Origin of the sequence: Prevotella sp. Rep29, from assembly GCF_019551475.1 — a bacterium.
Taxonomy (GTDB): domain Bacteria; phylum Bacteroidota; class Bacteroidia; order Bacteroidales; family Bacteroidaceae; genus Prevotella.
In genome coordinates, this window is record NZ_CP047159.1 from 667,877 (window position 1) to 681,600 (window position 13,724).

A 13,724-nucleotide genomic window follows, 5' to 3' on the forward strand; every position below is an offset into this window, starting at 1 on the left:
CGAAGGCAAAGAAAGCGCTTTTTGCAGACAGTTGAAAAGTAAAACCCCTAAAACTCTGTCGGAAAATCCCTATATTGTGATAGGAATTTTGTATCTTTGCAGCGATGAAACAGGAAGAATTGCAGGATAAAAAGATTGCTGTGCTCCTCTCGGGAGGGGTGGACAGTTCAGTCGTGCTCTACGAATTGGTTCGGCAGGGGCTGCATCCTGACAGCTTCTATATCAAGATAGGTCCTGAAGAGCAGGAGGAATGGGATTGCACGAGCGAAGAGGATGTGGAGATGGCTACGGCTGTGGCGCGTCGTTTCGGTTGTCGTCTCGAGGTCGTTGACTGCCATCAGGAGTATTGGAACGAGGTGACGCGTTACACCATGGAGAAGGTGAAGGCTGGGCTCACGCCCAATCCCGATGTGATGTGTAACCGGCTGATTAAGTTCGGTGCTTTTGATGCCAAGGCGGGACACGACTATGACCTGATTGCCACGGGACATTATGCGCAGACGGAATGGGCGGACGGGCGGAAATGGCTCGTCACCAGTCCCGACCCGGTGAAAGACCAGACCGACTTTCTTGCTCAGATCTACGACTGGCAGTTGCGGAAAGCACTCTTTCCCATCGGTCATTACATGAAAGACGAGGTGCGGCAGATAGCCGAGCGTGAGCATCTGGTCAACGCCAAGCGTAAAGACTCGCAGGGAATCTGTTTCCTGGGGAAAATCAACTACAACGAATACCTGCGGCGCTATCTGGGCGAACAGGAGGGTGATGTCGTGGAGTGGGAAACGGGCAAGCGCATCGGAGCGCACAAGGGCTTGTGGTTTCACACCATCGGACAGCGAAAAGGACTCGGCTTGGGCGGCGGACCGTGGTTTGCCATTAAGAAAGATATGGAGAAAAACATTCTCTATGTCAGCAAAGGATACGACCCGGAGACAGCCTACCAGAGTGACTTTAAGGTGCATGGCTTCCATTTCGTGACGTGGAACGGTGAGAGCGGTGGCGAAAATCTGCTGCCCGCCGACGTGACGTTTAAGATTCGCCATACGCCCGAATATTTCAAAGCACGCATAGAGAAGACGTCGGAAGACAGTTTCATGGTGCATTCCGATGCTCCGATTCATGGTGTGGCGCCAGGGCAGTTCTGCGTCATCTACGACGAAAATCATCACCGCTGTTTCGGAAGCGGTGAGATTACTTTATAAGGAAAGGTCTAACTAAAAAACAGGAAAAATGATACTCTCAACAACACCGACAATCGAAGGACAACCGATACAGAAGTATTTGGGTGTCGTTACTGGTGAAACCATTATTGGAGCCAACGTGTGGAAAGACTTTAAGGCAGGACTGCGCGATTTCTTCGGAGGACGCAGCAGCACTTATGAGAAAGTGTTGCGCGAGGCGCGGGAAGCGGCTCAGCGCGAAATGGAAACCGAGGCGATGAAACTTGGTGCCAATGCTGTCGTCGGAATAGATTTCGACTACGAAACAATCGGGCAAAGCGGTTCGATGCTTATGGTGTCATGTAGTGGGACGGCTGTCGTCCTTTAGCCCCGAAGTGAAAAAATATAAGGCTGGACATCAGGGCGTTCCTGCATGTCCAGCCTTATATTATATAATAATGTGAATCGGATGGATTCGCTTATTCAGGGAAAGTGAATATCACAATAGTCTGGTTTTCACTCAGAAATGTCTCAAGGTTTTCCTTCAAAACGACATTCTCAACCTTCTCGTTACGCTCTAAAGCACTTGTCTCTTTATCGTATTTATACACGGTATAGGCATACGACAGGTCGTAGGATGTAGCCGACAAATCGCCGTGGTCGCTCTTGAGTGTGGCAACAACCTGGCAGCGCATGCCCGGCTGCAAACCATCTTTCTTTCCTTCATATTGCCAGTTTCTTTGTGACATACGCTCAATGACTTCCTGTGCGTTGATGTCAGTGTAAGTAACGGTCACGTCGTAGAACTGCAGGAAGTTCTCTCCCAGCGAACAAGTATATTTCACTTTCGTGTAGTTTGGTCGTACAATCGGCTCATCATCGTCTCCACAAGCCGTGAAGGTGACCGTTGCCAAAGCGGCAACCATGAGCAATGTCATCAATTTAATACATTTCATTTTCATCATTTTTTTTGTTATATGGAGATGTTATTTTACGTTTTCAGGGAAGCTAACCAGAATTAAAGAAGAGTTGTTTTCGAGATACGTCTCCAACTCAGTAACATGTACATTTTGTTCTTCGGCCTCTTGTCTGCGGTTATCGTATGTATTGGCTGCCGTATTATTTGTAAAATATGCGCTATATATCGGGGAAGTCTGAAGGTTTGCCGTTGTTGGTCCGTCTGGAATGTTTTTGTATTCCTCGACAAGCTCTCTGAAATTGGTTTTAAGTATAGCGCGTACAATAAATTTGAACTCATAATACCGTCCTTCTACGGTCTCATTATATGACCAGGTATGCTCGCTTAATGTCTCGTTTCTCTCAATACCAGTGGGAGTGAGATAATTAATTGTTATGTCGTAGAAGCGAAGCATGTCTCCACTGATTGAGACAGTGTATTTTACCGTTGTACGCTCGGGTAATTCTATTTTGTCATCGTCTCCACAAGCCGTGAAGGTGACCGTTGCCAAAGCGGCAACCATGAGCAATGTCATCAATTTAATACATTTCATTTTCATCGTTTTTTGTTTTATTTGTTATTATATCAACTCATTGTTTGTCGAAAAATTGTCCCACGCCTCACAAAAATCAGACATTCGTTCGAATACGAGGTCTGCATGCTCATCTGTGAGCATCTGTTCGGGAAGTGGTCCTGTGTTCACGGCAACGGTGAATATGCCTGCTGCCACTGCCGCCCGCACCCCCAAAGGCGCATTTTCCACGACAATTGTTTCCGTAGCTGCGGCTCCCACTTTTTCAAGTCCTTTCAGGTAAGGGTCAGGTTCTGGCTTTCCGCGTGTCACGTCATAACTCGTAACGATAAATGGAGATTCGATAAGTCCTTCAAAATCACGACATAGGCGTTGGATGAGCGGGCGCTGTCCGCTTCCTGTCACTACGCCGATGCGCATTCCGTCGGCTTTCATCTTCCGCATGAGTTCTTCCACACTTTCCATTTTGAGCGGGTCGCCGTATGAAGCAAAATGCTTTGCTTTCTCCTGATACATCCTTTCCGCCTCGTCTTCAGTAATCTCTCGGTGCAGTTGTTCGCGTGCCTTTATCTGGCAGATTTCCACTCCGCGCATTCCTTCCACACGGAATGCTTCGTATTCGGGCATGTCAATGCCAAACTTCTGCATCGCTTCGTGCCAGGCTCGTGCATGTCTGGGCATGGAGTCATAGAGAACGCCGTCCATGTCGAACAGCACTGCCCGTGGGCGGAATGCTTTCAGACCGTTGCGCTCGGTATATTGCCGGATGGCTTGTTTGATTCTTTCGTTCATTCTTCGGTCAGGCGTTTTCTGATGGCAGCTGATGCTTCTTCGTAGCCGGGTTTGTTGAGCAAGGCAAACATGTTTTTCTTATATGCCTCCACGCCTGGCTGATCGAACGGGTTGACACCGAGCACGAGCCCACTGATGGCGCATGCCACTTCAAAGAAGTAGAGCAGCTGCCCGATATAATAGGGGTTCAGTTCTGGCAGTGTGATGCGGATGTTTGGAACTCCGCCGTCCACATGTGCGAGGCGTGTGCCCAGTTCTGCCATCTTGTTCACTTCGTCAATCCGCTTTCCGGCAAGGAAGTTCAGTCCGTCGAGATTTTCCTCATCGTAGGGGAAAGACAGTTCCTTGTTTGGTTGCTCAATGCTGAGCACGGTTTCGAAGATAGTGCGCTCGCCATCTTGTATCCATTGTCCCATGGAGTGGAGGTCGGTGGTGAAGTCGCAGGCAGCAGGGAAGATTCCTTTGCCGCCTTTTCCTTCGCTTTCCCCATAGAGTTGTTTCCACCATTCGGCGATGAAATGGAGTTTGGGGTGGTAGTTCACCATGATTTCAATCTTCTTTCCGTTGCGATAGAGTGCATTGCGGACGGCAGCATATTGTGCCGCGATGTTGTCCGTGAACGGCACGTCAGCTCCGCAGGCTTTCTCCATGTCGGCAGCCCCTTTGATGAGTTGTCGGATGTCGAATCCCGCAACGGCGATGGGAAGTAGTCCGACCGGTGTGAGAACGGAAAAGCGTCCGCCGACATTGTCGGGGATGACGAATGTCTTGTAGCCCTCTTTCTCGGCAGCGGCACGTGCAGCTCCTTTTACTGCGTCGGTGATGGCAACGATGACGCGTTTCGCATTTTCTTTCCCGAGTTGTTGTTCACATTGTTTCTTCAATAGGCGGAAAGTCAGCGCTGTTTCGGTTGTCGTTCCGCTTTTCGAGATGTTGATGACACCGAAGCGCTTGTCTTTCAGGTAATGGCAGAGTTCGGAGAGATAGTCCTCGCTGATGTTGTTTCCAGCAAACAACACTTGCGGGGAGTTTTCTTCTTTGCAGCATGCGGGGAACACATTTGCCAGTGCTTCAATCACAGCCCGTGCTCCGAGATAGCTTCCGCCGATGCCAGCCACGACTACTGCTTCGCATTCCTTGCGCAGCACGTCTGCCGTGGTTTGTATGTCGTTGAGGAACTCTTCGGTTGTCGTGGAAGGCAGGTGCAACCAGCCAAGGAAGTCGTTGCCTGAGCAAGTGCCTTTCTCAAGAGCAGTCTGTACCTCTTTTATTGTTTGTTCGAAAGCTTTTACTGTGCCATTCTCAAGGAAACAGTCTGCTTTTCTGATGTCAAGGCTAATATTTTTCATTTGCTTAAAGGCTATTTGTTTTGTCAATGAAGTCGAGGATGAGCTCAACGGCATTGTCTTCCGTCAGGTCTTCCATGTTGATGACAAGGTCGTAGTTGCGTGCATCGTAACGCGATGTGTTCGTGTTCCTTTTGATATAGTTCTCACGCCATGTGTCCACTTCTTGTATGGATTTGATGGACTCTTCGCGCGTCTTGTTGTATTTTGTCATCAGGCGGTTGATGCGATATTCCATGGGTGCCTGGATGAGGATGCTGATGTGGTTGGGATGGTCGCGGAAGATGAAGAATCCGCTTCTTCCGGCGATGACGCACGATTCTTTTTCCCCAATCTCTTTAAGAATCTGTGATTCTGTTCGGAATATTTCGCCGCTTGTGATTTCTTCAGGCTCTTTGTAATAGTGTTCTTTGGCGGCATTGTAGAAAGGCTGTATTCCGCGCACGATGTCATTCCACCACGACACCTTCTTTCCTTTCAGTTTTTCAATCTCTTCAATAGTAAGATTGTATTTGTCTCTCAGTGCCTTTACGAGTGCCTTGTCGAAGAAAGGCACATTAAGTGTCTTCGCGAGTTTTTCACCAATGGAACGACCGCCCGAACCCAGTTCGCGGTTGATGGTTATGATGAATTGTTCGTTTTTGTTCATAATATATATTATTGTTGGTTAATGTCTATCTGAAGCTGTCCGTCAGCAGTTTGATTTCTATTTGTGGGTTGATGCGCTCGTACAGGATGTTATATACTGCATCGAGGATGGGCATGTTGACGTGCATGTGTCGGTTGATTTCCTTCATACACTTGGTTCCGAAATAGCCTTCGGCAATCATTTCCATCTCGATTTGTGCGCTTTTCACGCTGTATCCTTTTCCAATCATCGTTCCGAAGGTGCGGTTTCGTGAGAAGTTGGAATATCCCGTGACCAGCAAGTCGCCCAGATATACGGAGTCTTCGATGCTCCGTTCGATGGGGTGTACGGACTTGAGGAATCTCGACATCTCCTGCACGGCGTTCGACATGAGCACCGACTGGAAGTTGTCGCCGTATTTCAGTCCGCTGCATATTCCTGCTGCAATGGCATAGACGTTTTTCAGCACCGATGAGTATTCTATTCCGACCACGTCGGTGCTGGTTTTTGTCTTGATGAAATTGCTGGACAGCACGTCGGTCAGTGCTTTTGCCTTCTCAACATCCGCGCATCCTACGGTCAGGTATGACAACCGTTCGAGAGCCACTTCCTCAGCATGCGAAGGACCTCCGATGCAGGCAAGCTGCTGGTAGGGCACGTCATACACCTGATGGAAATATTCTGAGCATACGAGATTCTCGTCGGGCACGATGCCCTTGATGGCTGTGACGATGAACTTGTCTCGTATGCGTGTCTTAAGTTTCTTCAGGTGATTTTTCAAATACGGCGATGGTGTGACGAAGATAAGTGTGTCATAACTCTTCACAATCTCGTTGATATCGCTCGAAAAGAAAATGTTCTCTATGTTGAAATGCACGCTGGTCAGATAGGCGGGGTTATGTCCCATGCGCTTGAAGTCCTCAATACGGTCGTCGCGGCGCATGTACCATCCGATGTGCTGCGTGTGACTGAGGACAATCTTGGCAATGGCAGTCGCCCAGCTTCCTCCTCCGATGATTGCTATTTTTCCGCAATCAAACATCTTTTCCTATTTGTTTACGTTGTCAATCCAATTCTGTACCTCATCGACGCTTGGCTTCTGCATGTCGAGTTTGTATTTCTTCACAACTTCCCCGATTTTCTGCTGAAGTCCTTGCGCTTTTTCGTCGCGGATGTCTTGTGTCAGATAGAATCCACATTTGTTCAGCACAGGAATCCATTCTTCACCGATGCCCAGCGTTTCCCATTCTTCTTTGGTGCTGCGTGGTGCTTTCTTTTCCGGTTTCATTTGTGGGAAGAAGAGCACCTCTTGTATGAAGGTCTTGCCCGTCATGAGCATCACCAGTCGGTCGATACCGATACCGATACCGCTCGTCGGCGGCATACCGTATTGCAGGGCGCGGAGGAAATCGTGGTCGATAATCATCGCCTCATCGTCGCCCTTGTCTGCCAGTTTCATCTGTTCCACGAACCGTTCTTCCTGGTCGATGGGGTCGTTCAGCTCCGAATAGGCGTTTGCCAGTTCTTTTCCGTTGACCATCAGTTCGAAACGCTCGGTCAGTCCTGGCTTTGAGCGGTGCATCTTCGTCAGCGGCGACATCTCCACGGGATAGTCGATGATGAACGTAGGTTGTATGTAGGTGCCTTCGCAAAATTCTCCGAACAGTTCGTCGATAAGTTTTCCCTTGCCCATGGTCTCATCTACCTCCAACCCTTTCTCCTTGCAGAATGCGCGTATTTCGTCCTCGCTCTTTCCGTTGCAGTCGAAACCGGTTTTTTCTTCGATAGCTTCGAGGATAGGCAGTCGGCGGTAGGGTGCTTTGAACGAGATGATTTGTCCGTCCACTTCACGCTCCGTCGTGCCGTTCACGGCGATACAGATAGTCTCAAGGAGTTTCTCGGTGAACGCCATCATCCAGTTATAATCCTTGTATTGCACGTAGAGTTCCATGCAGGTGAACTCCGGATTGTGGTTGCGGTCCATGCCTTCGTTGCGGAAGTTCTTTCCGATTTCATAGACACCTTCGAAACCGCCCACGATGAGTCGTTTCAGATACAGCTCTGTGGCGATGCGCATATACATATCTTGGTCAAGCGCATTGAAGTGGGTGATGAACGGGCGCGCTGTGGCTCCGCCGGCGATGGATTGCAGGGTAGGGGTCTCCACTTCCGTGTATCCTGCCTCGTCGAGCACGCGACGCATGGTGCGGATAACCGTTGCGCGCTGCAGGAAAGTCTCCTTGACACCCTCGTTGACTACCAAATCGACGTAGCGCTGGCGGTAGCGCAGCTCGGGGTCGTCGAACTTATCGTACGCCACACCGTCTTTATATTTCACGATGGGCAGCGGCTTGAGGCTCTTCGACAGCACGGTCAGTTCCTTGGCATGCACGGAGATTTCTCCCGTTTGTGTGCGGAAGACAAAGCCTTTCACACCGATGAAGTCACCGATGTCCAACAGGCGTTTGAACACCGTGTTATAGAGCTCCTTGTCTTCGCCGGGACAGAGGTCGTCACGGGTGATATATACCTGTATTCTGCCTTTCGAATCTTGCAGTTCGGCGAAGGATGCCTTACCCATCACGCGGCGTCCCATCATGCGTCCGGCGATGCAGACCTCACGTTGGGGCTCCTCGTCCTTGAATTGTTCCTTTATGTCGGTGGAGAACGCATTCGTGGGATATTCCGCTGCGGGGTAGGGATTGATGCCCATCTTTTTCAACTCCTGCAGGCTTTCCCTGCGTCCAATCTCTTGTTCACTCAGTTCTAAAATGTTCATATCGTATATGATTTCGTAATGTTTATTGCGTGCAAAGGTAATGCAAATCGAACGCAGAACAAAATAAATCTATTTATTTTTTTATGCTGAGATGCAGTTTACCTTCTGCAAAGTTACGAAAAAAAAAGAAGTTCTTTCCGTTTTTCAAATAAAAACTTTGTAGGTTGGGAAAATGTGCCTAACTTTGCAGAAAATATTTCAGATATGAATGTAGATAGAATACGGGAGATAATCAACCGTCAGCCGAACCTTTCGACGGCATTGGGCATGGAATTTATCTCCACTCCCGACGAGGATATGTGCATGGCAACGATGAGGGTGGATGAGCGCAACCGCCAGCCTTTCGGCTTCTTGAGTGGCGGTGCGTCGCTGGCATTGGCAGAAAACCTTGCAGGTGTCGGCTCGTCAGCACTCTGTGAAGGCAAAATCTGTGTGGGTATCAGCGTCAGCGGCAGCCATGTGAAGGCAGTTGCCGAGGGTGACACGGTGACCGCCGTGGCACACCTCGTGCAGAAAGGACGCTCGCTGCATGTGTGGACGGTAGATATCACCGACTCAGCGGGCGACCTGATTTCCACCGTTCACGTGACAAACTATATCATCTCTCCGAAGAATAAATAGGGGAGTTTTCGCTTGCTTTTCAAAAATAAATATTATCTTTGCGCAAAAAGAAAATTTTTTCTGATGAATAAAATACGTTATATCAATATGTGTATTGTCGAGTTTGGAAAGAAATTCAAAATGTCTTCGGCAATGGCTTTCAATTATCTGAAAACTTATCGGGGATTGGAATTCCTTGATAAATGCTACGATGCGGAACATTTACTCTCCCTTGAAAATACACTTAGCGACTTGAAAACGTATTGTAAGCGACATGGAGGGACTGTTGAATGAAACTATATCATGGCACAAATACGGACTTCCAGACGATAGAATTATCCAAATGCCGCCCGAATAAAGATTTCGGAAAAGGTTTTTATTTGACTGACATTCGCTCGCAAGCGCAAGCAATGGCTGTCCGGAGATGTGAATTTGAAGGTAAGGGGAATCCCATTGTACAGGTTTATGAGTTTGATGAGACTTTCTTAAAAAGTCAAGAGATGAGCGTAAAGGTTTTTGAACAAGTCTGCGAAGAATGGGCACTGTTCATCCTGCAAAACCGAAAAGCAGGTAAGAAGCCTGTACATCAATACGATATTGTCGTAGGACCAGTTGCCGATGACGGCGTTGTCTATCAACTGAATCTTTACATGCAACGGCTGATAACGATGGATACACTCGTGAAAGAGCTTTCTTATAAGAAAATCAACCGCCAATATTATTTCGGAACGGAGCATGCCATACAACAATTGAAAAGGATATGAGACTGACTAAGAAACAACAGCAATTTATTATTAACAGCGATGTGGAAGAAATTGTTTTGCTTTTGCAAAAAGAGTATCATCTTTCGCTGATTGATGCTTTTGAAAAAGTGTACACATCTCAAATCTATGAAAAGCTGACGAATACCAAAACAGGACTCTACCTGCAAAGCCCCGCCTATATTTACGACTATCTGAAGGAAGAAATAGCGTGAGAGGAAAAAGCAAATGACCACTCAAGTGTTGTATAGATTGCCCGGAAAGAAGGAGTATGTACGGCTCGGGAGGGGCGAAACGGAACCTGAGGCGTTGTCCTGTTGTCGTGATTTGGACGGCAGGCGAGGCTTTGTCTTTGCGCCTTTCGCGTCGGATAAAGACACGCCGATTCTGATGTTCGATGCCGATGATGCGGAAACTTGTGCGTTGCCTGAGGTGGAACGGCAGGAGTTCCATTTGCAAAGAATACTCTCCATTGACGAGGAACGGGCATCGTATGCTGTTGATTTTGAACGTTTTCACGGGCGTTTGCTGACAAATGATTTCCAGAAACTGGTGCTCTCACGTAGCAGTGAGTGGATTGTGACAGGCGAGGTGGCGCCGGAATGCCTGTTCTTCCGTGCTTGTCGTGCCTATCCGAATGCCTTTGTCGCACTTGTAAAAACGCCCGACCATGGCATCTGGCTTATGTCCACACCCGAAGTGTTGTTGCGGATGGAAGGGAAAGATGGCTATACGATGGCGCTGGCAGGAACGATTCTGGCTACGAAACAACCCGTGTGGACGGATAAGAATAGGGAGGAACAGCGACTTGTAGGCGATTATATAGCACGGACGATTGCTCCTTTTTCCGAAAAGACAAGCATCGGCGAGCCACAAACCGTCCGCGCTGCCAACGTCATGCACCTGCAGACCGACTTCCGTTTCACCATGAATGAGCGGATGGAAGTGGCGGAGTTGGTGGAACAACTGCATCCGACGCCCGCTGTCTGCGGCATTCCGAAAGCCGAAGCGCGGCAGTTTATTCTTGCCAACGAACATTCTCCACGCCTTTATTACAGCGGTTTCTGTGGGCTTTTCGATGCCAACAGCCAGACCTCTCTTTATGTTTCCCTGCGCTGCATGCAGATGCTTGGCAACAAAATTCGCCTATATGCCGGTGGCGGACTGCTCCGTGAGAGCGTGATGGAGAGCGAATGGCTGGAGACGGAAGCCAAAATGGAGGCAATGCGGCAGCTTTTTGAGAAATAAAAGTTCAACTTCAGAAAACCAAATTCACTGAATTTGCTCACCAATTTCACTGAATTTGGTCTTCAAATTCACTGAATTTGTTTTTTGATACATCAAGAAACGGGTTGCAGAAATTTTTGTTTTGAATGGTGAAAGTGTGGGAATTATTTGCTATTTTTGCAGGTGAAAGCAAATGGAGGGGAAGCCGATGTCGCCAGTCTCGTTTCCGATGTTGTTTCAATTCCTTTGCTGATTGATAGAAAATCAAGTATTTTTAAGAAGAACCTGCGATGTATTCGAACAAAGAAAATGTAAATATACTCACGGCATTGCTGGCAAAACACGGTGTCAGTCATGCCGTCGTGTGTCCCGGCAGTCGCAATGCACCCATCGTTCACAACCTGAACGCATGCCCTGATGTTGCGTGTTTTCCGGTCACCGACGAGCGGTCGGCGGGTTTTTATGCACTGGGAATGGCAGAGGCGACGTGCTCACCTGTTGCCGTTTGTGTCACTTCGGGCACGGCACTGCTCAATCTTTTGCCTGCCGTGGCAGAGGCATTCTATCGGAAACAGCCGCTGATAATCGTTTCTGCCGACCGTCCGCCGCAGTGGATTGACCAGCTCGACGGACAGACGCTGCCACAAACGGATGCCCTCGGACGCTTCGTGAAACGTGCCGTCACGCTGCCCGAGCCGCACAACGATGATGAACGGTGGTACTGCAACCGCCTGGTGAACGAGGCGCTGCTGGCAACAAAGCGGCACGGAGGCGGTCCGGTACACATCAATGTGCCAATCTCGGAACCGCTGTTCGAGTTCGAGACCGGAGAATTGCCCGACGAGCGCAGCATCAGTCTGATAGAGAAAGACGATGTACCCGCCGAGATGGCGTTCGAAGAATTCGTTTACGACTTCGAACAGGCAGAGCGTCCGATGGTCATTTTGGGACAAAGCGATGACGGCTCGCTCCTGCACGAGACCAGCAACCTGAATACCGTCAGCGCATGTGTGCCCGTTCTTCACGAAGCATTGAGCATCGGTGCGATGGGAATGGATGAGGCGCTGTATGTGATAGGCGACGACAGAAGTTACGAGCCCGACTTGTTGGTGTTTCTGGGAGGCGAGCTCGTGAGCAAGCGGGTGAAGCAGTTCATCCGCAATTCGGAAGCCGAAGTGTGGCATGTGAATGCCGACGGCGCGGTGAACGACGTGTTCAAGCGGCTGGCAGGGGTGATAGAAATAGGCTCGTTTGAACGTTTCTTGACGGAATGGGTCATCTCTTGTGGCTATTTTGATTACGAAAAACGCAAACAGGCTGATGCGCTAAAATTCGAGGAGAAGCAGGCTTTTTATGAGAAATGGCAAGCATTGCTCCACCAAGTCGCGACGAAAAAAGAGACTTTCATGCCTGGATATTCGCAGATGGCAGCAGTGAAACTGTTTGAAGAACGTATATGCGGAGCGAAAGCGGCTGTTCATTACGCCAATTCCTCAGCCATCCGCCTGGCGAACATCTATGCCGCAAAGCCGGTTTGTTGCAACCGCGGTGTGAACGGCATCGACGGCTCGCTCTCTACCGCAGCCGGTTTCTCGGTCGTTTCGGAGAGAAAAACGTTTTGCGTCATTGGCGACCTGAGTTTCTTTTACGACCAGAATGCGCTGTGGAACCAGAATCTGCGTGGCAATTTCCGCATCCTGCTGCTCAACAACGGTGGCGGCGGAATCTTCCGACAGTTGCGCGGATTGGAACAAAGTCAAGCCCGCGACCGCTATATTGCGGCTTCGCACCAGACGTCGGCAGCGGGAATCTGCCAGCAAAACGATGTTTACTATCGCAGTGTGAACAATCTTTCAGAGTTGGCAGACGGCATCGAATGGCTGCTGCAGCGAGACAGCGACCGCCCGATGCTGCTCGAAGTGTTTACCGACAGCAGCGAGGACGACCGCATCTATAAAGAATATTATAAAACAATGAAGATATGAGACAATGGAAAACAATCAGGGATTTTGAGGAAATCCTGTTCGAAGAGTATAACGGCATCGCCAAAATCACCATCAACCGCGAACGTTATCGCAACGCTTTCACACCAAAGACGACACTCGAACTGTCGCAGGCGTTCGCTATCTGTCGGGAACTGGCACGCATCCGAGTGGTTATCCTTACAGGAGCGGGCGACAAAGCCTTCTGTTCGGGCGGCGACATGCACGTGAAAGGACGGGGCGGATATATCGACGATGACGGCGTGCCACGTCTCTCGGTGCTTGATGTGCAGATGCAGATACGCCGACTGCCGAAACCCGTCATCGCCATGGTCAACGGATATGCCATCGGTGGTGGACATGTGCTGCACCTCGTCTGCGACCTCTCCATCGCTTCCGAGAATGCCATCTTCGGACAGACAGGACCGAAAGTGGGATCGTTCGATGCCGGATTCGGCGCAAGTTACATGGCACGCTGCATCGGACAGAAGAAGACGCGCGAGATATGGTTCCTCTGTCGGCAGTACGACGCACGCGAAGCCGAGCGCATGGGACTCGTCAACAAGGTGGTTCCGCAAGACAAATTGGAAGACGAGTGCGTGGCTTGGGCAGAGGAGATGATGGAGCGTTCGCCCATAGCGCTGCGCATGATTAAGGCAGGTCTCAACGCCGAACTCGACGGACAGGCTGGCATCCAGCAACTTGCCGGTGACGCCACCATGCTCTACTACTTCCTTGACGAAGCGCAGGAGGGCGGCAAGGCATTCCTCGAAAAGCGCAAGCCCGACTTCGAGCAATATCCGAAGATTCCGTGAGGATGCCTATTTGACCCAAATCGGTCATTAGACTTTGTGTTCAGAATGTTGTTTGCTTTGTGCAGATGTATTCAACCTTTCTCGACGGCGTAGCGGGCTACGGTGAGAGAAAGGTTGGAGGCAGATGCCGAAGCAAATAATGTT

The 13,724-nt window shown here is 49.5% G+C and carries 16 protein-coding genes; 9 read left to right on the forward strand and 7 right to left on the reverse strand.

Annotation, left to right across the window (positions count from 1 at the left end; genetic code table 11):
• The first annotated feature begins 104 nt into the window (after window positions 1-104).
• Together mnmA and GRF55_RS02805 are read left to right on the forward strand one after the other, a co-directional pair.
• Entirely contained in the window at window positions 105-1,202 is a 1,098-nt protein-coding gene (gene mnmA, locus GRF55_RS02800; RefSeq protein WP_220369040.1) for a tRNA 2-thiouridine(34) synthase MnmA, read from the forward strand.
• Window positions 1,203-1,230: 28 nt separating this feature from the next.
• Window positions 1,231-1,548 carry a heavy metal-binding domain-containing protein gene (locus tag GRF55_RS02805; RefSeq protein ID WP_220369041.1) on the forward strand — a complete coding sequence of 106 codons (318 nt, stop codon included), beginning with the start codon at window positions 1,231-1,233 and terminating at the stop codon, window positions 1,546-1,548.
• Window positions 1,549-1,639: 91 nt separating this feature from the next.
• On the opposite strand, the gene GRF55_RS02810 is transcribed toward GRF55_RS02805, so the two are convergent.
• The 7 genes from GRF55_RS02810 to lysS are packed head-to-tail and all read right to left on the reverse strand — an operon-like array spanning window position 1,640 to window position 8,195.
• Window positions 1,640-2,125 (reverse strand): hypothetical protein, encoded by a 486-nt coding sequence (locus GRF55_RS02810; protein ID WP_220369042.1) that lies wholly within the window; start codon window positions 2,123-2,125, stop codon window positions 1,640-1,642.
• Window positions 2,126-2,146: 21 nt separating this feature from the next.
• Window positions 2,147-2,677 (reverse strand): hypothetical protein, encoded by a 531-nt coding sequence (locus GRF55_RS02815; RefSeq protein ID WP_220369043.1) that lies wholly within the window; start codon window positions 2,675-2,677, stop codon window positions 2,147-2,149.
• Between the two features lie 21 nt (window positions 2,678-2,698).
• Window positions 2,699-3,442 carry an HAD family phosphatase gene (locus GRF55_RS02820; RefSeq protein ID WP_220369044.1) on the reverse strand — a complete coding sequence of 248 codons (744 nt, stop codon included), beginning with the start codon at window positions 3,440-3,442 and terminating at the stop codon, window positions 2,699-2,701.
• Window positions 3,439-4,791 carry a glucose-6-phosphate isomerase gene (locus GRF55_RS02825; RefSeq protein WP_220369045.1) on the reverse strand — a complete coding sequence of 451 codons (1,353 nt, stop codon included), beginning with the start codon at window positions 4,789-4,791 and terminating at the stop codon, window positions 3,439-3,441. Before GRF55_RS02825 ends, GRF55_RS02820 begins: the two co-directional genes overlap by 4 nt.
• 4 nt (window positions 4,792-4,795) lie before the next feature.
• Entirely contained in the window at window positions 4,796-5,437 is a 642-nt protein-coding gene (locus GRF55_RS02830) for an AAA family ATPase (RefSeq protein WP_220369046.1), read from the reverse strand.
• Window positions 5,438-5,462: 25 nt separating this feature from the next.
• Window positions 5,463-6,458 (reverse strand): NAD(P)H-dependent glycerol-3-phosphate dehydrogenase, encoded by a 996-nt coding sequence (locus tag GRF55_RS02835; protein WP_220369047.1) that lies wholly within the window; start codon window positions 6,456-6,458, stop codon window positions 5,463-5,465.
• A 6-nt stretch (window positions 6,459-6,464) separates the two neighbouring features.
• Entirely contained in the window at window positions 6,465-8,195 is a 1,731-nt protein-coding gene (gene lysS, locus GRF55_RS02840; protein ID WP_220369048.1) for a lysine--tRNA ligase, read from the reverse strand.
• 204 nt (window positions 8,196-8,399) lie between these two features.
• Here lysS and GRF55_RS02845 point away from each other — a divergent pair, with 204 nt between their 5' ends.
• From GRF55_RS02845 to menB, 7 genes are all read left to right on the forward strand, one after another.
• On the forward strand, window positions 8,400-8,816 hold the full coding sequence (locus GRF55_RS02845; protein ID WP_220369049.1) for a PaaI family thioesterase: 417 nt from the start codon (window positions 8,400-8,402) through the stop codon (window positions 8,814-8,816).
• 87 nt (window positions 8,817-8,903) lie between these two features.
• Window positions 8,904-9,089 (forward strand): DUF3791 domain-containing protein, encoded by a 186-nt coding sequence (locus GRF55_RS02850; RefSeq protein ID WP_255563850.1) that lies wholly within the window; start codon window positions 8,904-8,906, stop codon window positions 9,087-9,089.
• A complete protein-coding gene (locus GRF55_RS02855) occupies window positions 9,086-9,559 on the forward strand; it encodes a DUF3990 domain-containing protein (protein WP_220369051.1) in 474 nt (157 codons plus the stop codon). The genes GRF55_RS02850 and GRF55_RS02855 overlap by 4 nt, the downstream gene beginning before the upstream one ends.
• Entirely contained in the window at window positions 9,556-9,771 is a 216-nt protein-coding gene (locus tag GRF55_RS02860; RefSeq protein ID WP_220369052.1) for a hypothetical protein, read from the forward strand. The genes GRF55_RS02855 and GRF55_RS02860 overlap by 4 nt, the downstream gene beginning before the upstream one ends.
• A gap of 13 nt (window positions 9,772-9,784) precedes the next feature.
• The gene (locus GRF55_RS02865) at window positions 9,785-10,804 is read left to right on the forward strand and encodes a chorismate-binding protein (RefSeq protein WP_220369053.1); all 1,020 of its coding nucleotides are present in this window, start codon (window positions 9,785-9,787) and stop codon (window positions 10,802-10,804) included.
• Between the two features lie 269 nt (window positions 10,805-11,073).
• On the forward strand, window positions 11,074-12,768 hold the full coding sequence (gene menD / locus GRF55_RS02870) for a 2-succinyl-5-enolpyruvyl-6-hydroxy-3-cyclohexene-1-carboxylic-acid synthase (protein ID WP_220369054.1): 1,695 nt from the start codon (window positions 11,074-11,076) through the stop codon (window positions 12,766-12,768).
• Entirely contained in the window at window positions 12,765-13,580 is an 816-nt protein-coding gene (gene menB / locus GRF55_RS02875; protein ID WP_220369055.1) for a 1,4-dihydroxy-2-naphthoyl-CoA synthase, read from the forward strand. Before menD ends, menB begins: the two co-directional genes overlap by 4 nt.
• The last annotated feature ends 144 nt before the right edge of the window (window positions 13,581-13,724 follow it).